This window comes from Cellulomonas sp. Root137 (assembly GCF_001426725.1).
In the GTDB taxonomy this organism is placed as follows: Bacteria; Actinomycetota; Actinomycetes; order Actinomycetales; family Cellulomonadaceae; genus Cellulomonas.
Window position 1 is genome coordinate 156,219 of the sequence record NZ_LMFG01000005.1, and the last position, 22,926, is coordinate 179,144.

The window sequence follows — 22,926 nt, forward strand, 5'->3', positions numbered from 1 at the left end:
CAGCATGGCGACGAGTCCCGACGACATGCGAGCGGCGGTCACGGCGAGCATGGCCGACCGCACCGGTCGGACCCTCGACCAGTGGGCGACCCTGGTGCACGACACCAGCGGCGTCGACCCGCTCGACCAGAACGCGGTGCGGCGCTGGCTCAAGGACGTGCACGGCGTCCCGCAGAACACCCGGTGGACGATCGCGTTCGAGGTCGCGGAGCGGGCGGGGTGGGAGCGGCCGGACGTGGACGGCTACGTGGAGCTGCAGTACACGGGCCGCACGGCCGGGCTGCGGCCGATCTACGACGCCCTCGAGCGCGCGCTGCTCGCACTGGGCGACGACGTGCGCCGCGAGGGCCGGTCGACCTACGTGCCCTTCGTCCGCGCCCGCCAGTTCGCCGCCGTCGCCGCGACCACGGCCACGCGCGTCGACGTCGGCCTGCGGTTCGTCGACCCGCCGGACGACCCCCGCCTCGTCCCCGCGAGATCGCCCGGCTCGGCGACGCACCGGGTCGCCGTCACCGACGTCTCCCAGGTCGGTGAGCTCCTCCCCCTCCTGCGCGCCGCCTACGAGCAGAACGGCAGGTAGTCGGACAGGCGTTCACTTTCCCCGGTGTGTGCTCCCCGATCGACGCCGCCCGGTAAGTACGATTTGCCGAGACTGGTGGTGCGTGGCCGGCCCCTGCCCCGCGGGTCCTGATCCGCCGCCTGCTCCCGACCGTGCTCCCCCGACAGGGCCACGCGCCCCCGACGACGCCCCTGCGAGGCCGCCATGCCACCGAAGCTCAAGACCGCACTCTTCTGGATCATCGCGATCTTCCTCGTGTACGCCATCGTCACCAGCCCGGACCGCGCCGCCGACCTCGTCCGTGCCCTCTGGGACATCATCGTCAGCGCCTTCTCCAGCTTCGGTCAGTTCTTCTCCAACCTGACCGAGTGACATGGACACCGTCGAGCAGACCCTGGCGGGGCACCGGACGCTGCGCAAGTACGTGCTGCCCGGCGAGCGCGTCGTCCTGACGCGCCGGTCCCACTGGGCCAAGCTCCTGGAGCCCACGCTCACCACGCTCGTCGGTTTCGTGCTCGTGGCGTGGCTCGTCGACGTGGCCGGCACGGTCGCCGGCGACCGGTCGGCGTGGCTGTGGCTGCTGTGGTTCGCCCTGCTCGCGCGGCTCGGCTGGCGGGTGCTCGACTGGCGCAACGAGTGGCTCGTCGCCACCGACAAGCGGATGCTCATGCTCTACGGGCTCATCACGCACAAGGTCTCGATGATGCCGCTGGTCAAGGTCACCGACATGCGGTACTCCCGGTCGATCCCCGGCCGCCTCCTCGGCTACGGCGAGTTCCTGCTGGAGTCCGCCGGGCAGGACCAGGCGCTGGGCCGCATCGCGTGGGTGGCCGACCCCGACGCCACCTACCGCGAGCTGTGCGCGATCATCTTCACGCCCACCCAGTCGCCGAACGTGAGGCCGCCGTCCGTCGCCGTGCGGAGACCTGTACCTGAGGGTCGGCCCGCCTGGCCGGCCGTCCACGAGCACCGCCCGGGCGACACCCAGCCGATCCGCATCCCGCCCCGGACGTCCGCGCGCGACGACGGCCCCGGGTGGTCGGTGTCCGGCGACACCGGAACCTACGTGCCGGTCGAGGACCCCGTCCGCCGCTACGACGACTGACTGGCTAGACCCGCTCGATCGCGGCGGCCACCAGCGCGAGCAGCGCCTGCGCGTAGGCGTCCGCGGCCGTGTCCGCGGTGAAGAGCCGCTCCGGCCGCCCCGAGTGCTCGATGAGCACCCCGTACTGCCCGTCGGTGGACCGCGCCAGGCTGCGGAACGTGCCGCCCAGCAGCTCGCGCAGCTGGTCCTCGCGCGGCAGCCACAGGGCGTCCTCCTGCGCGACCGAGTCGAGCGCCCACTCGGTGGTCCCGTTGAAGCCCAGGACGGTGCCGGTCGGGTACTCGTGCGGCTCCACCACCATGTCCGAGATGGTGAACACCTGGTCCTCGAGCGTCCGGACGGCGAACCGGTCCCCGGGGCGGGGGTGCCAGCTCAGCCCGGCCTCGTGGAGCTGCTGGGCGCGCGCGACGGAGATCATCGATCCAGTATCCGCCGCGGGTGCGCCCGTGTCCTGACGGTCACCCGTCGGCGAGCGCCGCCACGCACTCCCGCAGCAGCCGTCGCAGCTCGGCACGGTCCCCCGCGGGCAGCGCCCCGATCATCCGGGACTCCACTGCGGCGACCGCGGCGCTCGCGCTCGCCAGCCGCTCGCGCCCCAGCGCCGTGATGCGGGTCGGCAGGACCCGGCCCACCGGCGCCTGCTCGGCACGCGAGACCAGCCCGTCCCGCGTCATCTGCTGCAGGAGGACGTTCATCGACTGCCGGGACACGAACGCGCCACGAGCGAGGTCGCTGCTGGACAGCCCGGGCCGCTGCGCGAGCAGCTCCAGGCACGAGTACTGCGTGATCGTCAGCTCCAGCGGACGCAGCACCGCGTCCATCGCCGAGTGCAGGACGCTCGACGCCTCCTTGACCAGGTAGCCGATCGACGTCTCGAGCTCCACGCCTTGACCCATGTCAGGAGTCTGACATACCGTGGCGATGTCAGTTAGCTGACACTCGACTCGATCTCAGGAGATCCCATGCCCGTCACCGGCCCCGACTTCGTCTCCCTGCAGGTGCGCGACCTCGAGCGGTCCGCCGCGTTCTACGAGCGGTTCCTCGGCGTCGTCCGCGCCGGGTTCAGCCCGCCGCACGCGGTGGTGTTCGACACGCACCCGATCGCGTTCGCCGTGCGCGACGTCGCACCGGGCGTCGACCTCGACGCGACCGGGCAGCCCGGGCTCGGCGCGGCCCTCTGGCTGCACGCGCCCGACGCGCAGGAGATCCACGACTCACTCGTCGCGGCGGGGGTGCCGATCGCGTCCGCCCCGGTCGACGGGCCCTTCGGTCGCACGTTCACCTTCGCGGACCCGGACGGGTACCACATCACGCTCCACGATCGGGGCTGAGACCTACCGGGTGCTGAACGCCGCGTCGAACGAGGCGGCCGGCGGGTCGAACGCGTTGCGCTTCACGAACTCCAGCGCCTCGGGCGCGCCGAGCAGCCGGTCCATCCCCGCGTCCTCCCACTCCACGGAGATCGGCCCGTCGTACCCGATGGAGTTGAGCGCCCGGAACGACGCCTCCCAGGGCACGTCGCCGCGGCCGGTGGACACGAAGTCCCACCCGCGGCGCAGGTCGGCCCACGCCAGGTGCGAGCCCAGCCGGCCGTTGCGGCCGTTGCCGAGCCGGAGCTTCACGTCCTTGCAGTCGACGTGGTAGATCCGGTCACGGAACTCGAGGATGAAGTCGACCGGGTCCAGCTGCTGCCAGATGAAGTGGCTCGGGTCCCAGTTGAGGCCGAACGCCTCGCGGTGCCCGATGGCCTCCAGGGTCCGCACGGTCGTCCAGTAGTCGTACGCGATCTCGCTCGGGTGCACCTCGTGCGCGAACCGCACACCCACCTCGTCGAACACGTCGAGGATCGGGTTCCACCGGTCCGCGAAGTCCTGGTAGCCCGCGTCGACCGCCTCCTGCGAGACCGGCGGGAACATCGCGACGTACTTCCAGATGCTCGACCCGGTGAAGCCCACGACCGTCTTCACGCCCAGCTTCGCGGCGATCCGGGCGGTGTGCTCCATCTCCTCGGCCGCACGCTGCCGGACGCCCTCGGGGTCGCCGTCGCCCCACACGACGTCGGGCAGGATGTCACGGTGCCGCTGGTCGATGGGGTCGTCGCAGACCGCCTGACCCTTGAGGTGGTTGGAGATCGCGTAGACCTTCAGGCCGTACCTCTCCAGCAGCGCGAGCTTGCCGGCGACGTACTCCTCGTCGTCCCAGCGCCACGGGTCCAGATGGTCGCCCCAGCAGGCGATCTCCAGGCCGTCGTAGCCCCACCCGGACGCCAGCCGCGCGACCTCCTCGAACGGCAGGTCCGCCCACTGGCCGGTGAACAGGGTGATCGGTCGTGCCATCGTCAGCTCTCCTTGGTCACAGAGGTCCACCTGCTGTCGTCGGCGGCCGACCGTTCGACGGCGTCGAGCACACGCTGCACGGCCAGCCCGTCGGCGAAGCTCGGCTCCGGCTGCGTGCGCGACGCGATCGCGGTGATCAGGTCGACCGCCTGGTGCGTGAACGCGTGCTCGTACCCGAGGCCATGACCCGCAGGCCACCAGGCTGCCACGTAGGCGTGCTCGGGCTCGGTGACGACGATCCGCCGGAACCCGGCCTCCGCAGCGGGCTGCGACGCGTCGAAGAAGTGCAGGACGTTCATGTCCTCGAAGTCGAACGCGAGCGAGCCCGCGGAGCCGTTGATCTCGAGCCGGATCGCGTTCTTGCGGCCCCACGCGAACCGGGTGGCCTCGAAGGTGGCCAGTCCCCCGCCGGACATCCGGCCGAGGAAGATCGCCGCGTCGTCCACCGTGACCGGTCCGGTCTCGCTGCCGGCAGTGCCGTGCAGGCCGGAGTGCGCCGAGGCGACCGGGCGCTCCTTGACGAACGTCTCCAGCACCGCCGAGACGCCCGTGACCGACTCGCCCGTGACGAACTGCGCCAGGTCGACGATGTGCGCGCCGATGTCCCCGAGCGCCCCCGAGCCCGCCTTCTGCTTGTCCAGCCGCCACGACAGCGGCGCCTGCGGGTCCGCGATCCAGTCCTGCAGGTACTGCGCCCGCACGTGCCGGACCGTGCCGATGCGGCCGTCCGCCACCAGCGTGCGGGCCAGCTGGATGGCGGGGACGCGACGGTACGTGAAGCCGACCATCGCCAGCCCCGGGGCGCGCTCGGCGGCCCGGACCATCGCCTCGGCCTCCTCGACCGAGTTGGCCAGCGGCTTCTCGCACAGCACGTGCTTGCCCGCCTCGAGCGCGGCGATCGCGATCTCGGCGTGGGTGTCGCCCGGCGTGCAGATGTCGACGAGGTCGATGTCGTCCCGGGAGACGAGCGCCTTCCAGTCGGTCTCCGTGCTGGACCACCCCAGCTTCGCGGCGGCGGCGCTCACCGCGGCGGCGTCACGACCGGCGACCGCCGCCATGTCCGGGTGCAGCGGCAGGTCGAAGAACCGGGGGGCGTTGCGCCACGCCTGCGAGTGCGCGACGCCCATGAACGCGTACCCGACCATGCCGATGCCCAGGCGCGGGACTGCTTCTGTCACGACTCCTCCTCGAGTCCTGTGGAGTCCGGGCGGGCCGCTGCGGAACGGCCCGCCCGGACGGGTCAGGTTGGCTCAGGACTCGAACGCGGTCGGCAGGTACTGCTCGACGTTGTCCTTGGTCACCACGGGGGCGTACAGCTGGATCGTGCGCGGCACCTCGACCTCGACCAGGTCGCTCATCGACTTGCCCTGCACCAGCAGCCGGGCCAGCTTGATGCCGTCCGCGGCCTGCGTGGACGGGTAGATGACCGTGGCCTTGAGCACCGAGTCGTCGGCCTGGATGGCCTCCATGACGTTCTTGGAGCCGGCACCTCCGACCATGAAGAACTCGTCGCGGCCCGCGTTCTCGATGGCCGCCAGGACGCCGACGCCCTGGTCGTCGTCGTGGTTCCAGATGGCGTCGAGCTGCGGCGCCGCCTGCAGCAGGTTGGCCGCCGCGGCCTCGCCGCCCTGGACGGTGAAGTCGGCCGCGACGCGGTTGCTCACCTCGAGCCCGCACGCGGACAGCGCGTCGGAGAAGCCACGGCTGCGGTCCTGCGTCAGGGGCAGCGAGTCGATGCCGGCGATCTCCGCGACCTTGGCGTCGGCGTTGCCGCCCAGCTCGCCGCAGATGTAGGCGCCGGCGCTGACGCCCATGCCGTAGTTGTCGCCGAGGATCGTCGTGCGCGCCGCGTCGGAGTCCTCGAACTCGCGGTCGACGTTGACGACGACGATGCCGGCCTGCATCGCCTTGATGGCGACCTCGGTGAGTGCGGCACCGTCGAACGGCAGCAGGACGATCGCGTCCACGCCGTCGTTGATGAACTGCTCGATCTGGCTGATCTGCAGGTTCACGTCGTTGGTGGCCTCGGCCTGCACCAGCTCGACGTCGGGGTACTTGGCTGCCTCGGCGACGGCCGACTTGGTGATCGAGCCCATCCAGCCGTGGTCGGCCGCCGGGGCGGAGAAGCCGATGACGACCTTGTCGCCGGGCTCGTCGTTGCCGGTGGCTGCGGCCGCCGGCGCCTGCGCGGCGCCGGTGTCCTCGGCCTCGGGGGTGTTGGACGTGCAGCCGACGACGAGTGCGAGGGCTGCCGCGGTGCCGGCGGCGGCGAGCCACCTGCGGCGCAGTGCTACGGACATGACGATCCTCCTTGATCGAACAACGGGTGTGCAGGGGCAGAGCTGGTGGGGTCAGGTTCCGGCGCGGGAGCGCTCGGCGATGCGCTGCTGGAGCAGCACGGCGACGACGATGATCACGCCCTTGGCGATGGCCTGCGCCGAGATGGACAGGTTGTTCTGCGTGAACACGTTGCTGAGCGTCGTGAAGATCAGGACGCCCAGAAAGGTGCCGACGATGGTGCCGCGGCCGCCGATGAGCAGGGTGCCGCCGACGACCACGGCGGCGATGGCGTCGAGCTCGTAGAGCTGGCCGTTGGTGGAGCTGCCGGCCGTGGTGCGGCCGAGCATCATCACGCCGCCGATGCCGGCCGTGAGACCGCACAGGGCGTACAGGTACATCGTGTGGCGCTTGACCTTGATGCCGGCCAGCCGTGCGGCCTCCGGGTTGCCGCCGACCGCGATGGTCCGGCGACCGAACGTGGTGCGGTTGAGCAGGATCCAGCCGGCGACGGACACCAGCACGAAGATCCACACCAGCATCGGCACGCCGAGGGGCGACGACCGGAAGAAGTCGAGGAACGGGTCGACCTTGACGATCTGGGTCTGCCGCCTGGCGATGATCTCCGCCAGGCCGCGGGCGGACACGAGCATGGCCAGCGTCGCGATGAACGCGACCACCTTCCCGTACGCGATGAGCACGCCGTTGATCAGTCCTGCGCCGATGCCGACGCCGAGCGCGCAGAGCACCATGATCGTCCAGTGGACGTCCTCGGCCATGGTCTGCGTGGCCAGCGTGGAGGCCCACACCGACGCCAGCCCGATGACGGAGCCGACGGACAGGTCGATGCCGCCACCCGTGATGACGAACGTCATGCCGATGCTGATCACGCCCAGCACCGACGCGAGCCGCAGGATCGTCAGGAGGTTGTCGATGCTGGCGAACCGCTCGCCGGCAGTGATGACGCCGAAGGCGCAGATCGCCACGAGGGCGATGACCAGGCCGAGGTTGCGCCCGGTGGCTCCGCCGAGGAGTCCCCGACGGGACCTCTCCCCGGCCTTGGCCACCTGCTCGACCCGCGAGGACTCGTCGGCGGCAGGGGCTGTCACGTCATGCTCGCTCACGCGGCACTTCCTTCCATGACGAGGTCGAGCACGCGGTGCTCGTCGATGCGGGACGCGGGTCCCTCGTGGACCACCCGCCCTTCGGAGATCACCAGGACGCGGTCGGACAGGCCGATCACCTCCGGAATGTCGCTGGAGACGACCACCACGGCGGCGCCCTGCGCGGCAAGGTCGGCGATCAGGCCGTAGATCTCGGCCCGCGCCCCGACGTCGACGCCGCGGGTGGGCTCGTCGAGGAGCAGCACCCGGCAGCCGTGCACGAGCCAGCGCGCGAGCAGGACCTTCTGCTGGTTCCCGCCCGAGAGCGTGCGCGCGCTGCGGTCGGGGTCCGACGGACGGACGTCGAGGGCGTCGATCTGCTCGCGCGCGACGCGCCGCTCGGCGCCCTCGTCGAGGAACGACGCGGTGGCGTTGCGCGAGAACGTGGAGAGCGTGATGTTCCGGTACACCGGCTCGTCGAGGATCAGACCCTGGCTCTTGCGCTCCTCGGGGCAGAGCCCGATGCCGGCCCCCACCGCGTCGCTCACGGAGCCGGCGCGCAGCTGGTCCTCCCCCACGTGCACGGTGCCGGTCGTCGCCTTGCGCGCGCCGAAGACGGTCTCCAGGATCTCGGTGCGTCCCGACCCGACGAGCCCGGCGAGCCCGATCACCTCGCCGGCGCGGACCTGGAACGACACGTCGCTGAACGCCCCGCGCAGCGAGAGACCCTCGACCCGCAGCACCGTGGGGGCGTCCTCCGCCACCGTGTCACGCGGCGGGATGGCGTACTCGACGGTGCGGCCGGTCATGAGCTTGATGAGCTCGGCGGTCGGCGTCTGCGCGGCCGGGAGGCCGGTCGCGACGGTCCGGCCGTCCTTGAGCACCGTGATGCGGTCGCCGATCTGGCGGATCTCGTCGAGGCGGTGCGAGATGTAGACGACAGCCACGCCGGACGCGGTGAGCTCCCGGACCACGCGGAAGAGGTTGGTGACCTCCTCGGCGTCCAGCACGGCCGACGGCTCGTCCATGACGATCACCCGGGCGTCGTGCGACAGGGCGCGCGCCATGCTGACGATCTGCTTGCCCGCGGCCGACAGCCGGCCGACCTCGCGGTGGGGCGAGATGTCGGCGTGCCCGAGCCGGGCCAGCAGCGCCCGCGTGCTGGCGGTCGCCGCGCGGCGCTGCGAGAACCCCGCGGTGGCCAGCTCGTGGCCGAGGTAGATGTTCTCCGCGACCGAGAGGCCGTCGACGACGTCGAGCTCCTGGTACATCGTCGCGATGCCCAGCTTGAGGCCGGCCACGGGGTGCGCGATGGTGACCGGCTGACCGTCGAGCAGGATCTCGCCCTCGGTCGGCTGGTGGGCGCCGGCGAGCACCTTGATGAGCGTGGACTTGCCCGCGCCGTTCTGGCCCAGCAGGCAGTGGACCTCGCCCGCCCGGATCTCCAGGTCTACGCCGTCCAGCGCCCGGGCTCCCGGGAACTGCTTCACGATGCCGCGCATCTGCAACAGCGGCGGGTCCTCGTTGACCATGGGCAGGAACGTAGAACCACTTCTGCCGTCGGTCAAGCAAAAGTCGCCACTGTTGTGTCATGGTTACGTGAACGTGACCTACGTAAGGCGGAATGGTTCACTGTGCGCATGGACGAGCTCCTCAAGTTCGCTCCTCGGCCGACGGGCGCCGGGGAGATGTTCCAGCTCCTCCGTGACCGCCAGCCGCGCACCCGCTCCGACCTGGCCACGCTCACCGGGCAAGCGCGTTCCACGATCGCCGCCCGCGTCGACCTCCTGCTGTCCTCCGGGTTCGTCGCGCCCGCGGGCGAGGCCAGCTCCACCGGCGGCCGTCCGCCCGCCACCTTCGCGTTCAACCCGGCGGCCCGGGTGGTCCTGGCGGTCGACCTCGGCGCCACCCACTCCCGGCTCGCCCTGACCGACCTGGTCGGCACCGTGCTGGCCGAGCACCACGAGCCCATCTCGATCGCCGAAGGTCCGGCTCCGGTGCTCGACCGTGTCGTCGAGGTCGGCCTCGACCTGCTGGCCACCGCACGCCGGCCGGTCAGTGACCTGGTCAGCGTCGGCGTCGGGCTCCCCGGCCCGGTCGAGCACTCGACCGGCCGGCCCATCAACCCGCCGATCATGCCCGGGTGGGACGACGCGGACGTCCCCACGCTCCTGTCCCGCAAGCTGCGCGTCCCCGTGCTCGTGGACAACGACGTGAACGTGATGGCGCTCGGTGAGCACACGTCGCAGTGGCCGGACGTCGACCACCTCCTGTTCGTCAAGGTCGCGACGGGCATCGGCGCCGGGATCATCTCCGACGGGCAGATCCGCCGTGGCGCCCAGGGCGCAGCCGGCGACCTCGGGCACATCGCGGTTCCCGGCGGCCTGAACCTGCCCTGCCGGTGCGGCAACACCGGCTGCCTCGAGGCGGTCGCCAGCGGCCCGGCGATCGCGAACGCCCTGAAGAACGCGACGACGAGCGCCGACGTCGTCGCGCTCGTGCGCGCCGGCGACCTGGACGCCAGCCGCGAGGTGCGCGAGGCCGGTCGGCACATCGGCGAGGTGCTCGCCGCGTGCGTGAGCATGCTCAACCCGTCGGTCATCGTCATCGGCGGCGTCGTGGCCGAGGCCGGTGAGCACCTGCTGGCCGGCATCCGCGAGGTCGTCTACCGTCGCTCGCTGCCCCTGGCCACCCAGCACCTGCGCATCGTCGCGTCCCGCACCAAGGGCCGCGCCGGAGTGCTCGGCGCCTCCGCCATGGCCTCCGAGCACGTGCTGTCCGCCGCCGCCATCGACGCCCTGATCAGCTAGGAGACTCCGTCGTGACCGATCAACGTCGAGCCCTCGTCGTCCGGGGCGGATGGGACGGGCACGCGCCCGAGGAGGCCGCCGAGCTGTTCGTGCCGTTCCTGCGGGAGCACGACTTCGACGTCGTCGTGGAGGGATCGCTCGAGGCGTACGCGGACGCCGAGCTCATGGCGGCGACCGACCTGGTGGTGCAGTGCTGGACCATGGGCGACATCCTGGCCGACGAGCTCCGCGGCCTGCGCACCGCCGTCGCTGCGGGCACGGGTTTCGCGGGCTGGCACGGCGGGATCATCGACTCGTTCCGGATCGCCACCGACTACCTGCAGCTGGTGGGTGGCCAGTTCGCGGCGCATCCCGGCGGCACGCTGGTCGAGCACACGATCAACGTGACCGGCGACCACCCGATCGTCGCGGGCGTGCACGACTTCACGCTGCGGTCCGAGCAGTACTGGCTGCTCACCGACCCGCTGAACGAGGTGCTGGCGACCACGACGATCACCCCGGGACCCGACGACCCCTGGCACGCACCCGTGACGTCGCCCGCCGTCTGGACCCGCCGCTGGGGTGCCGGCCGCGTGTTCGTCTGCGCTCCCGGGCACCAGCTGGCGGACCTCGAGGTGCCCGCGGTGCGGACGATGATCGAGCGCGGCCTGCTCTGGGCCAGCCGAGAGTCGTAGGTTCGCGTCGGTGACGCCGGAGCCGGACGAGCACGACCTCGCGGTGCGCGACACCCTCGTCGCAGCGCTGGCACCCTTCGGGTCCGACGTCGCCGACGTCGCGCTGAGCTGGTCCGAGCCCGCGCACACCTGGTTCACGGTCGTGACGCCGCGGGCGCGCGGGGCTGCGCCGTTGGAGGTGGCCGTCGACGATCGCGCCGACCTCTCGCTCCTCGTCACGGTGGGTGCCACCACCGGGGAGTTCGCCGGGCTCAGCGCTCCGATGGAGTGGCTCTCCGTGCTGGCCACGGCCGTCTTCGCCGGGCGGGCCTCCGAGGCCGGCCGATCGGGTCAGCACCTCAGGGTCCTGCTCGACGACGGCACCGTCGTCACCGTGCGCCGCGGCCTGCCCTGGCCGGGCATGTGGCGCTCCGCCGCGCACCACGCGCCCTACGGCCTGCGTGCCACGGACGGCCTGCGCCGGGTCGGGACGTTCCTGCGAGACCTGTCGGGCGACGTCTCGGCGCACGAGGACGTCGACCACCTCGCGGCATGGGTCGAGTGGCCCGACGTCTCGGACGGCGAGTACACGGACGTGATCACGATCGACGGCCACGTCGTCGAGCTGGCGGCGACACCCGACGAACGGGTCGTCGCGACGGTCACGTCGACGGTCGATCTCGCGCGCCTGCGGATGCTCGCGGAGGCAGCAGCCGCTCAGGCGGGGCTGCCCGCCGACCAGGACGCACGAGCCGTCTGGCGCGCGACGGTGCGCCGCTGACGGGCCGTCGGTCGATCAGGCCGATCCCCGCAGCTCGCGGTAGACGTACCGCTCCGCCGGCTGGAACCCGAGGCTCGAGTAGAGCGACCCCGCGGCGGAGTTCTCGGCCTCGACCTGCAGGAACGCCCTCCGGGCACCCCGCTGGGCGGCCTCGTCCAGCGCGCGCAGGGTCAGTGCTCGGCCCAGCCCGTTCCGCCGAGCTCGTGGAGCGACGACCAGGCACGAGAGCGCGACCCACTCCTCGGCGAACGCGGCACGGATCACGCCGGCCAGTCCGGTGGGGTCCGTCGCCGTCAGGTAGATCGCCGGCGCACCGCCGAGCACCGCGCGAGCCAGCCGGAGGCTCGTCTCGTCGGCCTCCGCCGCGGCACCGGTGGCGTGCAGGCGGGCCTTGGAGCCGGACCAGGCCGTGAGCCACTCGTCGTCCGGTCGGTCGGCGACCGCGATGCGCACCGGTCCGGCCCCGGTGCGCACGGTGCCGTGCGGCGTCTCGATCCCGTCGAGCTCCCGCACCAGCACGTCGGTCCGGGACATCACCTCGTAGTCGCGGAGCGCGAGCAGGTCGTCCAGGCCGCGTGGCGACGCCCGGCAGACTCGCACGATCGAGGGTTGACCCTCCTGCGCGTAGAGCTCCTCGACCCGGTCGAGCGTCGCGGTGACGTCGGCCGGCGCCCCGAGCGGCAGCACGCTGTTGGCCCGCCGTGTCAGGCCGCCGGAGAGGCCCACGCGCCAGCCGTCGACGTCGACCACGCGTGCGGGCGGCCAGGTCGCGGACTCGACCAGGGCACCGGGTGCGTCCGGCGGGGTCCACGTGTGCACGCGCAGGTGGACCTCGACGTGTCCCCAGTCACGCTCCGGCACCGCCACGAAGCCGAGCCGCTTGTACAGCCGCTGCGCGGCCTCCATCGAGTCGAGCGTCGAGAGCACCAGGCGCCGAGCCCCGCCTGCGACCGCCTCCCGGAGGGCCGCCGCGACCAGGAGCTCCGCGATCCCCCGCCTCCGCGCCTCGGGGGCCACAGCCAGCATGCGGATCTCCAGCTCCCCGGGCTCCGCGATCTCGGCGTACGACGTCCCGTACGGCGCGAGGGTCACGGTGCCGACGACCACCGGCTCGCCGTCGTCCCTGGGCAGCAGCGCGACCAGCAGGGTCGCCTCTCGCGCCCGGCGCTCGGCGTCCCGCAGCTCGTCCGCGTAGGAGTCGGTCGCGTCCACCAGCCGGTCGGCCAGGTACGCCTCGGCGGTCAGCGCCCCCGCGTCGGCCACCTGCGGACCGACCGCCACCCGGACGACCGCGCCGCCGGCCACGTCACGCCTCCGCGGGTGCGGCCGGAGCGTCTCCCACGCCCGAGGGCCCCTCCGCCAGCAGCCGCTCGAAGCCGGCCTCGTCGAGGATCCGCAGCCCGAGCTCGCGCGCCTTGGCCTCCTTGGACCCCGCGTTCTCCCCGACCACCACGTAGTCCGTCTTCTTCGACACGCTCCCCGCCGACTTGCCGCCGCGGGCCAGGATCGCCTCCTTGGCACCATCGCGGCTGAACCGCTCCAGCCCGCCGGTGACCACGACCGTCAGCCCTTCGAGCGTGCGCGGCGCGGACTCGTCGCGCTCCTCCTGCATCCGCACGCCCGCCGCCGCCCACTTCTCGACGATCGCCGCGTGCCACTTCTCGTCCTCGCCGGGCTGCTCGAACCAGGCGACCACCGCGGACGCGATCGTCGGACCGACGCCCTCGGCGGCGCCGATCTCCTCCTCGGTGGCCGTGGCGATCGCGGGGACGGACGCGAAGTGCTGCGCGAGCGCGCGCGCCGCCGTCGGCCCCACGTGCCGGATCGACAGGGCCACGATCACGCGCCAGAGCGCCGCCTGCTTGGCCTTCTCCAGGTTGCCCAGCAGCGCCGTCCCCGTCGCGTTGAGGTCCCCCGCCTCGCGGACCACCCCGCCGACCTTCGAGCTGGTGGACAGGGTGAACAGGGGCACCTTGCGCAGCGCGTCCGCGTCGAGCGCGAACAGGTCGCCCTCGTCGGTCACCACCCCCGCGGTGAGCAGCGCGTTCGCCGCTTCCCAGCCGAGCGCCTCGATGTCGAACGCCCCGCGCGACGCCACGTGGAACAGCCGCTCGCGCAGCTGCGACGGGCAGGACCGCTGGTTGGGGCAGCGGATGTCGACGTCGCCCTCCTTGGCCGGCGCCAGCGGAGTGCCGCAGGACGGGCACTCGGTGGGCATGACGAACGCGACCTCCGTGCCGTCGCGCAGGTCGACCACCGGGCCGACGATCTCCGGGATGACGTCCCCGGCCTTGCGCAGCACCACGGTGTCGCCGATGAGCACGCCCTTGCGCGCCACCTCGCTGGCGTTGTGCAGCGTGGCCATCTCGACGGTGGACCCCGACACGAACACCGGCTCCATCACCCCGTACGGCGTCACTCGACCGGTGCGGCCGACGTTGACGCGGATGTCGAGGAGCTTGGTGTTCACCTCCTCGGGCGGGTACTTGTACGCGATCGCCCACCGCGGCGCCCGGCTGGTGGACCCGAGCCGGCGCTGCAGCGCGATCTCGTCGACCTTCATGACGATGCCGTCGATCTCGTGCTCCACGTCGTGCCGGTGCTCGCCGTAGTAGGCGATCATCTCCCGCACGCCGTCCAGGCCCTCGACGATCCGGGTGTGCCCGGACACCGGGACGCCCCAGGACGCCAGCAGGTCGTACACCTGTGACTGCCGCTCGATCCCGGTCCCCCGCCCGGCACCCCAGACCAGGGCGCCGATGCCGTGCGCGTACATCCGCAGGTCCCGGGACGCCGTGACGCGCGGGTCCTTCTGCCGCAGGGAGCCGGCGGCCGCGTTGCGCGGGTTGGCGAACGGGCTCTTGCCCGCCTCCACCTGGGACGCGTTGAGCTCGGTGAACGCCGCGACCGGCAGGAACACCTCGCCGCGGATCTCGATGCGGTCGGGGTGGGTCGCAGGGTCCCCGCCGAGCACGTCCGGGATGGTCGAGATGGTGCGGACGTTGAGCGTCACGTCCTCGCCGGTGCGCCCGTCGCCCCGCGTCGCGGCCCGGACCAGCCGCCCCTTCTCGTACAGGAGCGCGATGGCCAGCCCGTCGATCTTCAGCTCGCACAGGTAGTGCAGCGCGGCGTCCGACTCGAGGTCCCGGTGCAGCCGGCCGGCCCAGGTGGAGATGTCCTCGTCGGAGAACGCGTTGTCCAGCGAGAGCATCCGCTCCACGTGCTCGACGGACGCGAACTCGGTGGAGAACGTGCCGCCCACCCGCTGCGTCGGGGAGTCCGGGGTGCGCAGCCCGGGGTGCTCGTCCTCGAGGGCCATCAGCTCGCGCAGCCGCTCGTCGTACTCCTTGTCCGACGACACCGGGGCGTCGCGGATGTAGTACGCGAACTGGTCCGCCTCGATCAGGCCGGCCAGCTCGGCCCACCGGTGCCGGGCCTCGGCGGGGATCTCACGCGTGGCGGCGGGGTCGTCGATCTCGTTGCTCACCGTCACATCATGTCGCGTGCCGCCCACACGCGCGGCGACCTACCTGCGGAGTCGCGGCGCGACCAGCAGGCCCACGCTGGTCAGCACGCCACCGACCGCGAGCACCGCCCCGACCGCGAAGAGCGCGGTCGACGCCGACGCCACGACGACCTCGGTCGGCTCCCCGGCGACGTCCCACGTGCAGATGGCCCGCGGCGGGACGGCCGTGTACCGCACGGACGCGGAGTCCGTGCCGGCCGAGTAGGCCGCCACGCACGGGTCCATGTCGTCGTTCTGCGAGGTCAGGGTGGACACGCCGATGCCGGTGTAGCAGACGGCCAGCAGGACCATGCCGACGATCGCCGCCCCCGACGCCACCAGCAGCGCGAGTGCCCGCGCCACGCTCGGCTGTGCTGCAGCCACGCTCAGTCCTCCGCTCGTTCGGCCACGATCCGGGCGGCGCGCACCAGACCGGCCAGCACGGCCCGCGCGTCGTCCGGGCTGCCCCTGCCGGTGATGTCGCCGGCCAGCAGCACGACGTCGCGCAGCCCCGCCATCGCCAGTCCCACGGACCGCCACGGCCGGGTGAGCGTATCGGCCTGACCGGTCACGTCCGGACCGGCGCACTGCGAGGACGCCTGCGGGGGCAGCTCGGGCCAGAACGCGAGCCCGCCCTCGACCACCTCGGCGACCTTCTCCCAGCTCCGCTCGTCCAGTGCGGTGACCGCCAGGCCGAACCCGTCCACCTCGGCGGCCCGGATCGCCCCGAGCGACGTCCATGCCGTGCCGCCGTGCACGATCACGCGCACGCCGTCCAGGGCGCGCGCCACCGCGCCGATGCGCTCCGCCGCTACCGGGCCGGGGACCGAGCGCAGCGCGGAGTAGCCGGAGAACGACGGCAGCACGCCCGCCATCACCTGGGCCAGGAGAGGCTCGTGCAGGAGCACGGTGGGTTCGGCGCCGGGAATCGAGCGGCGGATCGCCGCGAGGTGCTCGGCGATCCCCGCGGCCAGCGACGCGGTGAGCTCGCGGACGGCGCCCACGTCGGAGACCACGCGGTCGCCGCGGGCGAGGTACAGGGAGGCGGCGAGGGTCATCGGCCCCAGCACGGGGACGACGAGCGGGCCGGTCCACCCGTGCCCGGCGACCGCGAGCGCGTCGACGTCCTCGCGCACGTACGCCTGAGCCCGGGCGAGGTCCCGGCTGGGCCGGTCGGCCAGCTTCCAGCCGTGCGGTCCCAGCTCGGCGGGCAGCTCGGCGAGGAGCGCGGCGGCCCGACCCACCCGGTCGCTCCACGGCCCTCGCTCGGCGAGCGTCACCGTGAACGGGAGGCCGACCACCTCGGACGGGGTGTCGACGAGGTCACCGACCACCACCGTCTGCGCCTCGAGCACGTCGAGGCCGGTCCACGGCCCTGTGCCCGTGACGCCCGGTCGTCCCCCGCTCACCGCGCGACGCCGGCGGTGGCGCGCTGTGCTGCGGTCACGGTGGCCTGTCCGAGCACGCGGGTGCCGTCGTACAGGACGGCCGACTGCCCGGGGGCGACCCCGCGCAGCGCACCGGTCTCGTCGAGGGCGATCTCGACGGTGCCGTCCCGGCGGGTGGCCCGCGCGGGCACCGGCGTCCCGTGCGCGCGGACCTGCACGGAGCAGTCGAAGGACTGGTCGGTGCCGTCGAACCACACCGCGCGGTCCGCCTCGACCGAGCGCACCGCGAGATCGTCGGCAGACCCGACGACCACCCGGTTGTTCACCGGCTCGACCGAGAGCACGTACCGCGGCTTCCCGTCGGCGGCGGGCCGGCCGATCGACAGCCCCCGGCGCTGGCCCACGGTGTACGCGTACGCGCCGTCGTGGGCGCCGAGCACGGTCCCGGAGGCGTCGACGATCTCCCCCGGCTGCGACCCGAGCCGCGAGCGCAGGAAGCCCTGGGTGTCGCCGTCGGCGACGAAGCAGATGTCGTAGGAGTCCGGCTTGGAGGACACGGACAGCCCGCGGGCGGCGGCCTCGGCGCGCGTCTCCTCCTTGGAGGCGACGTCGCCCAGCGGGAACATCGAGCGCGCCAGCCGCTCCGGGCCCATCACGGCGAGCACGTAGGACTGGTCCTTGGCCAGGTCCCGCGCGCGGTGCAGCTCCCGGGTGCCGTCGGTGCGGGTCTCGATGCGCGCGTAGTGGCCGGTGCAGACGGCGTCGAACCCGAGGGCGACGGCCTTGTCCAGCAGCGTGGCGAACTTGATGTGCTCGTTGCAGCGCACGCACGGGTTGGGGGTGCGGCCGGCTTCGTACTCGGCGACGAAGTCGGCGACGACCGTCTCCTCGAACCGCTCCGACAGGTCCCACACGTAGTACGGGATGCCCAGCACGTCCGCGGCCCGGCGGGCGTCGCCGGCGTCCTCGATCGAGCAGCATCCTCGCGAGCCGGTGCGGAACTGGTCGCGGGTGCGGGACAGCGCCATGTGCACGCCGACCACGTCGTGCCCGGCGTCGACCGCACGTGCGGCGGCGACGGCCGAGTCCACCCCTCCGGAGAGTGCCGCGAGGACGCGCATCAGGAGCCCGCCCCGACGGTGGCGAGCCCGGCCGCGCGGGCACGGTCCACGACGCCGGGCAGCACCGCGAGCAGGGCCTCGACGTCGTCGGCGGTGGACGTGTGCCCGAGGCTGAACCGCAGCGCTCCGCGGGCCGCGAGCTCGTCGACCCCCATCGCCAGCAGCACGTGGCTCGGCCGCGGCACCCCGGCCTGGCAGGCGGAGCCGGTCGACGCCTCGATCCCGGCGGAGTCCAGCAGGTAGAGCAGGGAGTCGCCCTCGCAGCCCGGGAAGGTGAAGTGCGCGTTCGCCGGCAGTCGCCGGGACGTGTCCCCCGGACCCCGCAGGACCGCGTCCGGCACGAGCTGCTCGACGCCGGTGACGAGGGCGTCGCGGAGCGCTCCCACCCGCTCGGCGAACGACGCCCGACCCGCGACCGAGCGCTCCACCGCGAGGCCGAAGGACGCCAGCAGCGCCGCGTCGAGCGTGCCCGACCGCACCCCGCGCTCCTGACCGCCCCCGTGCAGCACGGGCGTCAGGTCGAGCCCCCGCCGCGCCAGCAACGCACCGGCACCGCCCGGACCGCCCACCTTGTGCCCGGTGACCGTCATGGCGTCGAGCCCGGAGGCGCCGAAGTCGACGGGCACCTGCCCGACCGCCTGCACCGCGTCGGCGTGCACCGGCACCCCGAACCGGCGCGCGAGCGAGACCACGTCGTCGAGCGGCTGCAGCGCGCCCACCTCGTTGTTCGCCCACATCACGGAGATCAGCGCGGCCTGCTCGCCGTGCTGCTCCAGCTCCTCGCGCAGCGCATCGACGTCGAGGACGCCGTCCGCGTCGACCGGCAGCAGGACCAGCTCGGCCCCCGCGTGCTCGGCCATCCAGAACGCCGGATCCAGCACCGCGTGGTGCTCCACGGCGGACACGAGCAGGCGACGACGACGCGGGTCTTGCGTCCGGCGGGCCCAGAACAGCCCCTTGACCGCGAGGTTGTCCGCCTCCGTGCCGCCCGAGGTCCACACGACCTCGCTGGGGCGGGCGCCGAGCGCGGCAGCGAGGCGCTCGCGGGACTCCTCGACCACCCGGCGGGCCGCGCGGCCGGACGCGTGCAGGGAGGAGGGGTTGCCGGTGCGCGCGAGCTGCTCGGCGAGCACCCGCGCGGCCTCCGGGATCATGGGCGTGGTCGCCGCATGATCGAGATACACGCTCATCGGCTCCAGTCTACGAACGGAACGGCCCGGGCCCCGACCGCACACCTGGTGGGATCACCCACCGGGTGCCGCGCGCGAACTGGCAGGATGTGCCGCGTGAGTGCCGACGACGTCATTGCCCTCCCGCTCGCCTTCAGCGGCCAGCGGCTGGACTGGCGTGATCTCCCCCGCCACGTGCGGGCACGGATCGCCGAGCTGGCCGGCTCCCAGGTGACCGCGGAGATCAGCGCGACCAGCGGGTTCAGCCCGGGGTTCGCCGCGGTGCTGGAGCTCGCCGACGGCCGCGGAGTCTTCGTCAAGGCTGTCTCCGCCGAGCAGAACCCGCTGTCCCCCGACCTCGCCCGCAACGAGATCCGCGTCTCGCACGCCCTGCCCCCGCAGGTGCCCGCGCCGCGTCTGCTGTGGTCGTCCGACGACGACGACTGGGTCATCCTCGGCTTCGAGGTGGTGCACGGTCGCTCCCCCGAGCTGCCGTGGAAGCCCGCCGACCTGCAGGCGGTCGCGGACGCCCTGGGAGCGCTCGCAGACGCCGAGCCGCTGCCCGGTCACTCGCTGCCGCGCACGGACGACCAGCTGGCCGACGACTTCACGGGGTGGCGCAAGCTGCACTCGCTGGACCTCGAGACCCTGACCAGCTACGCCGAGCTGGCGGGCGACGTCGGGCGGTGGGCCCTGGAGCACGTCGAGGAGCTGATCCGCTGGGAGCAGGACTCGCTGCGGGTGTGCGCCGGCGACGCGCTGGTGCACGGCGACCTGCGCGCGGACAACGTGATGATCGACCCGGACCACAACCACCGGGTGTGGCTGATCGACTGGCCGCACGCCAGCGTCGGCGCGCCCTGGCTCGACCTCGCGTTCATGCTCCCGAGCGTCGCGCTCCAGGGCGGCGGGGACCCGGCCACCAACTTCCGCAACCACGCGGTCTCGGACGGCGTGCACGACGACGACCTGCGCGCGGGCCTGGCGGGGCTCTCGGGCTACTTCGCGTGGAGCTCGCGGCAGCCCGCACCGCTCGGCATCCCGAACCTGCGCCGGTTCCAGGCCGCGCAGGGCGTCGCGACCGTCCGCTGGCTGCGCGAGCTGTCCTGATCAGGCTGTCGGGGGCTCGTCCGACCTCAGCTTCTGCTCCCGGTCGCGCAGCTGCGCCTCCCAGTCCTTGAGCATCTTCTCGTGCTCGTCGTCGGACGCCCGCATGCCGGCCAGGAACTCGGGATCGTCGTCCGGGGACGTCCGTCGGGGCCGCTCGTACTCGGGGAACCCGGCCGTCTGCGTCGACGGCCAGGGCACGTTCCGTGACGCCCGGTACTCGGGCCGGCCCGCGACGAGCCACGCGATCCCACCGACGATCGGCACCAGGATGATGACGAACACCCAGGTGGTCTTGGACAGGTTCCGTGGGACGTCGGTCTGGATGCAGTCGATCAGGCAGTAGACGAGCAGCGCCAGCTCGATCACGTACGGCAGGTAGCGGATCACGGTCTCTCCTCGGGCGCCCCTCCCGGCGCGCCAGGGCCAGGACCGACCGAGACGCTAGCGGAGCGGACAGCCCCCTGTCCGGCGCTTCGTCGCGGTCACCCGGTCGGAGCAGTCAGCCGAGCACGATCGCGCCGGCGTCGCCCGAGCCGACGAGCGACGACCCCGTCGACCAGATGCCGAACAGGCCGTCGGGCAGCTCGGTGCGCCAGTCCTCGCCACCGTCGGTGAGCCGGTACGCGACGAGCTCGTCGACCTGGGGCCAGTCGTCCTGGGTCACCTTGCCCGTCGCGTCGGGCCGTTGCTGCGCACTGAGCAGGTGACGGCCGTCGGTGACGAGGGCGCCGATGCTCCGGCCCGCCGGCGCGGACACGCGCCAGAGCTCCTCGCCCGTGCGCGCGTCGACCGCGAGCAGGCCTGCCTCCGTGCTCAGGTAGACCCGCCCGCGCAGCACGAGCGCGTTCGCCGTGGTCGCGTTCCGGATCGACCAGCGCGGGGTCGAGCGGCCGCGGTCGTACGCGCGCACCGTCGTGTCGGACATCAGGACCAGGCCCGGCACGCTGCCGTCGTCGGCCGACAGGAGCACCCGGCTGCCGGTCAGCATGACGTCCGGCCCGCGGCTCAGGAACGTCGTGCGCAGGAGACCGTCGGGCGCGAACGACATCGCCGCGACGGCACGGGTGACCGGGTCGACCTCGTACCCGGCGCGGGCGTCGATGCCGGAACGGACCACGGCCCCCTCGCCGTCCAGCAGGGTCATCCGGCCCGGGGACTGGACGACGGCCACCCCGTCCGCCGTGCCGAGCACGGACGTCCGGCCGTCGACGTACAGGTCGTCCTCCTCGTCGTGGGGTGCGGCCGGGAGCGTCGTCTGCCACCGCTGCTGCCCGCTGTCCAGGTCGGACGCGGTCACCACCAGCCCGCCGCCCTCCACCGGGACCCCGACCACCGCGAGGCCCGGCCGGGCCGTGAACGCGACGGCACCCGGCGCGGGATGATCGGCGAGGACGGCTCCGTCGTCGGTGTCCAGCAGGACGACCCGGCTGAGCGTCCCCGTGACCACCTGGACGGACAGCTCCCCGTACTCCAGGTACGTGTCGCTGACCAGGCACAGGGCGCGACCGGACACCTCCGGGACAGTCACACAGCCACCCACGCCGCTCCCGCCGCCGTCGCCCGGGTCGACGGGACGCGCCGGGGCCAGGGGGGTGGTCCACCGGCGGTCACCGGTCAGCCGGTCGAGCGCGACCAGCGCCTGGGAGCCGTCGCGTGCGCGCTCCAGACCGACCATCGCGCCGGCCGACTCGATCCCGGACCAGAGCACCGGCTCGGTCCCGTCCTCGAGCGCCCAGAGCTCTCGCACGTCCTCGTCGACGGGGCGGACGACGCCGGGCACGGTGGCCAGCTCCGCGAGGAGCGCACGTTCCTGGGCGTCGGTGACCGCCTGCATGCCGACCAGCGCCAGGACCAGCGCCACGGGGAGCGCGACCCACCGCCACGACGGGCGCCACCGGACGGTCGCGCGTGCCGACGGCGCGTCCTCGAGCTCGTCGTGCTCGACGAGCTCGACCGCCAGCATCTGCGCGCGACGAGACATGAGCGCACGGTACTGCGCGGGGATCAGCCCTTGAGGCGCCGGATCTCCGCGGCGGCCTGGGGAACGACCGTGAACAGGTCGCCGACCACGCCGAAGTCCGCGATCTCGAAGATCGGGGCATCGGGGTCGGAGTTGATCGCGACGATGGTGCCGGACGCCTGCATGCCGCCGCGGTGGTGCACGGCGCCGGAGACGCCGACCCCGATGTAGACCCGCGGTGCGATGGTGACGCCGGTCTGGCCGATCTGCGCGTCGTGCCCGATCCAGCCCTCGTCCGTGGCGACGCGCGTGGCGCCGACCGCACCGCCGAGCACGTCGGCCAGCTCCTCGACCACCGAGAAGTCGCCCTCGGTGCCGCGACCACCGGCGACGACGATGCTCGCGCTGCCGAGGTCGGGCCGCCCGCTCGCAGGCCGCTCGGTGCGCTCGACCAGCGTCACCCGGCGCGCCTTGTCGCTGACCGCGACCACGTGCTCGCCGATCTGCGGCGCGGCCGCACCGTCGACCGCGGCCGGCTGCACCGAGTTGGGCTTGAGGGCGACGATCGCCAGCGGCGCGGTGACCGCGCACGTGGTGGTCCAGGTGCCGGCGAACACCGTCTTGGACGCCACGTACCGGCCGTCGACGAGCGCGAGGCCGTCGGCGTCGGTGACGACACCCGCCCCGGTGCTCACCGCGAGCCGCGCGGCGGCCTCCTTGTTCTCGAACGACGAGACGACCAGGAGCAGGCCGGCACCGGTCGCGTCGAGCAGCGAGGCCAGCGCCTCGGCCAGCACGCCCGACAGGTGCAGGTCCGCGTCGGCGACGACCCGGTGGACGTGCGTGGCACCGAGCGCGCCGAGCTCGGCGACGACCTCGGCGGACGGCTCGACGCCGTCGACGGCCCAGGCGGCGTGCACGCCGGCGTCGCCGGCCAGCCGGCTGGCGAGCGTGAGCAGCTCGCGCACGGGGGCGCGGACGGCTCCGGCCTCGGTGTGGTCGACGAGCACGAGCACGGGTGCGGTCACGGCAGTGATCCTTCGGTTCGG

General features: G+C 73.1%; 24 protein-coding genes. 8 read left to right on the plus strand and 16 right to left on the minus strand.

Annotated features, from left to right (window positions below):
* Nucleotides 1–4: 4 nt before the first annotated feature.
* The 3 genes from ASD18_RS20350 to ASD18_RS20355 all read left to right on the plus strand — a co-directional run bounded on the left by ASD18_RS20350 (nucleotide 5) and on the right by ASD18_RS20355 (nucleotide 1,664).
* Nucleotides 5–580, plus strand: coding sequence for a DUF5655 domain-containing protein (locus ASD18_RS20350; protein WP_056096947.1), 576 nt, complete (start codon nucleotides 5–7; stop codon nucleotides 578–580).
* A 183-nt stretch (nucleotides 581–763) separates the two neighbouring features.
* On the plus strand, nucleotides 764–931 hold the full coding sequence (locus ASD18_RS21365; protein ID WP_200938657.1) for a hypothetical protein: 168 nt from the start codon (nucleotides 764–766) through the stop codon (nucleotides 929–931).
* Between the two features lies 1 nt (nucleotide 932).
* Complete coding sequence (locus ASD18_RS20355; protein ID WP_056096949.1) at nucleotides 933–1,664, plus strand: PH domain-containing protein; 732 nt, start codon at nucleotides 933–935, stop codon at nucleotides 1,662–1,664.
* 4 nt (nucleotides 1,665–1,668) lie between these two features.
* Here the strand turns inward: ASD18_RS20355 and ASD18_RS20360 are convergent, their stop codons facing one another.
* Both ASD18_RS20360 and ASD18_RS20365 read right to left on the minus strand, forming a co-directional pair.
* The gene (locus ASD18_RS20360) at nucleotides 1,669–2,082 is read right to left on the minus strand and encodes a hypothetical protein (protein WP_056096952.1); all 414 of its coding nucleotides are present in this window, start codon (nucleotides 2,080–2,082) and stop codon (nucleotides 1,669–1,671) included.
* Nucleotides 2,083–2,122: 40 nt separating this feature from the next.
* Nucleotides 2,123–2,560, minus strand: coding sequence for a MarR family winged helix-turn-helix transcriptional regulator (locus tag ASD18_RS20365; protein WP_056096955.1), 438 nt, complete (start codon nucleotides 2,558–2,560; stop codon nucleotides 2,123–2,125).
* A gap of 66 nt (nucleotides 2,561–2,626) precedes the next feature.
* Between ASD18_RS20365 and ASD18_RS20370 the strand changes: the two genes are divergently transcribed.
* On the plus strand, nucleotides 2,627–2,995 hold the full coding sequence (locus tag ASD18_RS20370) for a VOC family protein (protein ID WP_056096958.1): 369 nt from the start codon (nucleotides 2,627–2,629) through the stop codon (nucleotides 2,993–2,995).
* A gap of 3 nt (nucleotides 2,996–2,998) precedes the next feature.
* Here ASD18_RS20370 and ASD18_RS20375 read toward each other — a convergent pair whose 3' ends face one another.
* The 5 genes from ASD18_RS20375 to ASD18_RS20395 all read right to left on the minus strand — a co-directional run bounded on the left by ASD18_RS20375 (nucleotide 2,999) and on the right by ASD18_RS20395 (nucleotide 8,912).
* Entirely contained in the window at nucleotides 2,999–4,000 is a 1,002-nt protein-coding gene (locus ASD18_RS20375) for a sugar phosphate isomerase/epimerase (protein ID WP_056096962.1), read from the minus strand.
* Nucleotides 4,001–4,002: 2 nt separating this feature from the next.
* Entirely contained in the window at nucleotides 4,003–5,145 is a 1,143-nt protein-coding gene (locus ASD18_RS20380; RefSeq protein WP_056096965.1) for a Gfo/Idh/MocA family protein, read from the minus strand.
* 105 nt (nucleotides 5,146–5,250) lie between these two features.
* Nucleotides 5,251–6,300 (minus strand): substrate-binding domain-containing protein, encoded by a 1,050-nt coding sequence (locus tag ASD18_RS20385; RefSeq protein WP_056096968.1) that lies wholly within the window; start codon nucleotides 6,298–6,300, stop codon nucleotides 5,251–5,253.
* Between the two features lie 51 nt (nucleotides 6,301–6,351).
* Nucleotides 6,352–7,401 (minus strand): ABC transporter permease, encoded by a 1,050-nt coding sequence (locus tag ASD18_RS20390; RefSeq protein ID WP_082574341.1) that lies wholly within the window; start codon nucleotides 7,399–7,401, stop codon nucleotides 6,352–6,354.
* Nucleotides 7,398–8,912, minus strand: coding sequence for a sugar ABC transporter ATP-binding protein (locus ASD18_RS20395; RefSeq protein ID WP_056096971.1), 1,515 nt, complete (start codon nucleotides 8,910–8,912; stop codon nucleotides 7,398–7,400). Before ASD18_RS20395 ends, ASD18_RS20390 begins: the two co-directional genes overlap by 4 nt.
* A 108-nt stretch (nucleotides 8,913–9,020) precedes the next feature.
* On the opposite strand from ASD18_RS20395, the gene ASD18_RS20400 reads away from it, so the two are divergent.
* Genes ASD18_RS20400 through ASD18_RS20410 form a run of 3 tightly spaced genes read left to right on the plus strand, consistent with a single transcriptional unit; the run spans nucleotide 9,021 to nucleotide 11,624 of the window.
* Entirely contained in the window at nucleotides 9,021–10,190 is a 1,170-nt protein-coding gene (locus ASD18_RS20400) for an ROK family protein (protein WP_056096974.1), read from the plus strand.
* Between the two features lie 11 nt (nucleotides 10,191–10,201).
* Nucleotides 10,202–10,864 (plus strand): ThuA domain-containing protein, encoded by a 663-nt coding sequence (locus ASD18_RS20405; RefSeq protein WP_056096978.1) that lies wholly within the window; start codon nucleotides 10,202–10,204, stop codon nucleotides 10,862–10,864.
* A gap of 10 nt (nucleotides 10,865–10,874) precedes the next feature.
* Complete coding sequence (locus tag ASD18_RS20410) at nucleotides 10,875–11,624, plus strand: hypothetical protein (protein WP_056096981.1); 750 nt, start codon at nucleotides 10,875–10,877, stop codon at nucleotides 11,622–11,624.
* Between the two features lie 15 nt (nucleotides 11,625–11,639).
* Here the strand turns inward: ASD18_RS20410 and ASD18_RS20415 are convergent, their stop codons facing one another.
* From ASD18_RS20415 to ASD18_RS20440, 6 genes are read right to left on the minus strand one after another with little or no spacing between them, the layout of a single operon-like run.
* A complete protein-coding gene (locus ASD18_RS20415; protein ID WP_056096984.1) occupies nucleotides 11,640–12,929 on the minus strand; it encodes a GNAT family N-acetyltransferase in 1,290 nt (429 codons plus the stop codon).
* Nucleotide 12,930: 1 nt separating this feature from the next.
* On the minus strand, nucleotides 12,931–15,111 hold the full coding sequence (ligA, locus tag ASD18_RS20420) for an NAD-dependent DNA ligase LigA (RefSeq protein ID WP_235522494.1): 2,181 nt from the start codon (nucleotides 15,109–15,111) through the stop codon (nucleotides 12,931–12,933).
* 39 nt (nucleotides 15,112–15,150) lie between these two features.
* On the minus strand, nucleotides 15,151–15,513 hold the full coding sequence (locus ASD18_RS20425) for a hypothetical protein (protein ID WP_156388118.1): 363 nt from the start codon (nucleotides 15,511–15,513) through the stop codon (nucleotides 15,151–15,153).
* 2 nt (nucleotides 15,514–15,515) lie between these two features.
* Entirely contained in the window at nucleotides 15,516–16,538 is a 1,023-nt protein-coding gene (locus ASD18_RS20430; RefSeq protein WP_056096990.1) for a hypothetical protein, read from the minus strand.
* Nucleotides 16,535–17,638 (minus strand): tRNA 2-thiouridine(34) synthase MnmA, encoded by a 1,104-nt coding sequence (gene mnmA / locus ASD18_RS20435; RefSeq protein ID WP_056096992.1) that lies wholly within the window; start codon nucleotides 17,636–17,638, stop codon nucleotides 16,535–16,537. The genes ASD18_RS20430 and mnmA overlap by 4 nt, the downstream gene beginning before the upstream one ends.
* Nucleotides 17,638–18,828: a cysteine desulfurase family protein gene (locus tag ASD18_RS20440; protein WP_056096993.1), complete on the minus strand. Its 1,191-nt coding sequence runs from the start codon at nucleotides 18,826–18,828 to the stop codon at nucleotides 17,638–17,640. Before ASD18_RS20440 ends, mnmA begins: the two co-directional genes overlap by 1 nt.
* A gap of 87 nt (nucleotides 18,829–18,915) precedes the next feature.
* Here ASD18_RS20440 and ASD18_RS20445 point away from each other — a divergent pair, with 87 nt between their 5' ends.
* Complete coding sequence (locus ASD18_RS20445) at nucleotides 18,916–19,917, plus strand: phosphotransferase family protein (RefSeq protein WP_235522495.1); 1,002 nt, start codon at nucleotides 18,916–18,918, stop codon at nucleotides 19,915–19,917.
* Here ASD18_RS20445 and ASD18_RS20450 read toward each other — a convergent pair whose 3' ends face one another.
* From ASD18_RS20450 to ASD18_RS20460, 3 genes are all read right to left on the minus strand, one after another.
* The gene (locus ASD18_RS20450; protein ID WP_056097000.1) at nucleotides 19,918–20,304 is read right to left on the minus strand and encodes a PLD nuclease N-terminal domain-containing protein; all 387 of its coding nucleotides are present in this window, start codon (nucleotides 20,302–20,304) and stop codon (nucleotides 19,918–19,920) included.
* A gap of 112 nt (nucleotides 20,305–20,416) precedes the next feature.
* Nucleotides 20,417–21,898 (minus strand): PQQ-binding-like beta-propeller repeat protein, encoded by a 1,482-nt coding sequence (locus tag ASD18_RS20455; RefSeq protein WP_156388119.1) that lies wholly within the window; start codon nucleotides 21,896–21,898, stop codon nucleotides 20,417–20,419.
* A gap of 23 nt (nucleotides 21,899–21,921) precedes the next feature.
* Nucleotides 21,922–22,914 (minus strand): electron transfer flavoprotein subunit alpha/FixB family protein, encoded by a 993-nt coding sequence (locus ASD18_RS20460; protein WP_056097094.1) that lies wholly within the window; start codon nucleotides 22,912–22,914, stop codon nucleotides 21,922–21,924.
* Nucleotides 22,915–22,926: the final 12 nt, after the last annotated feature.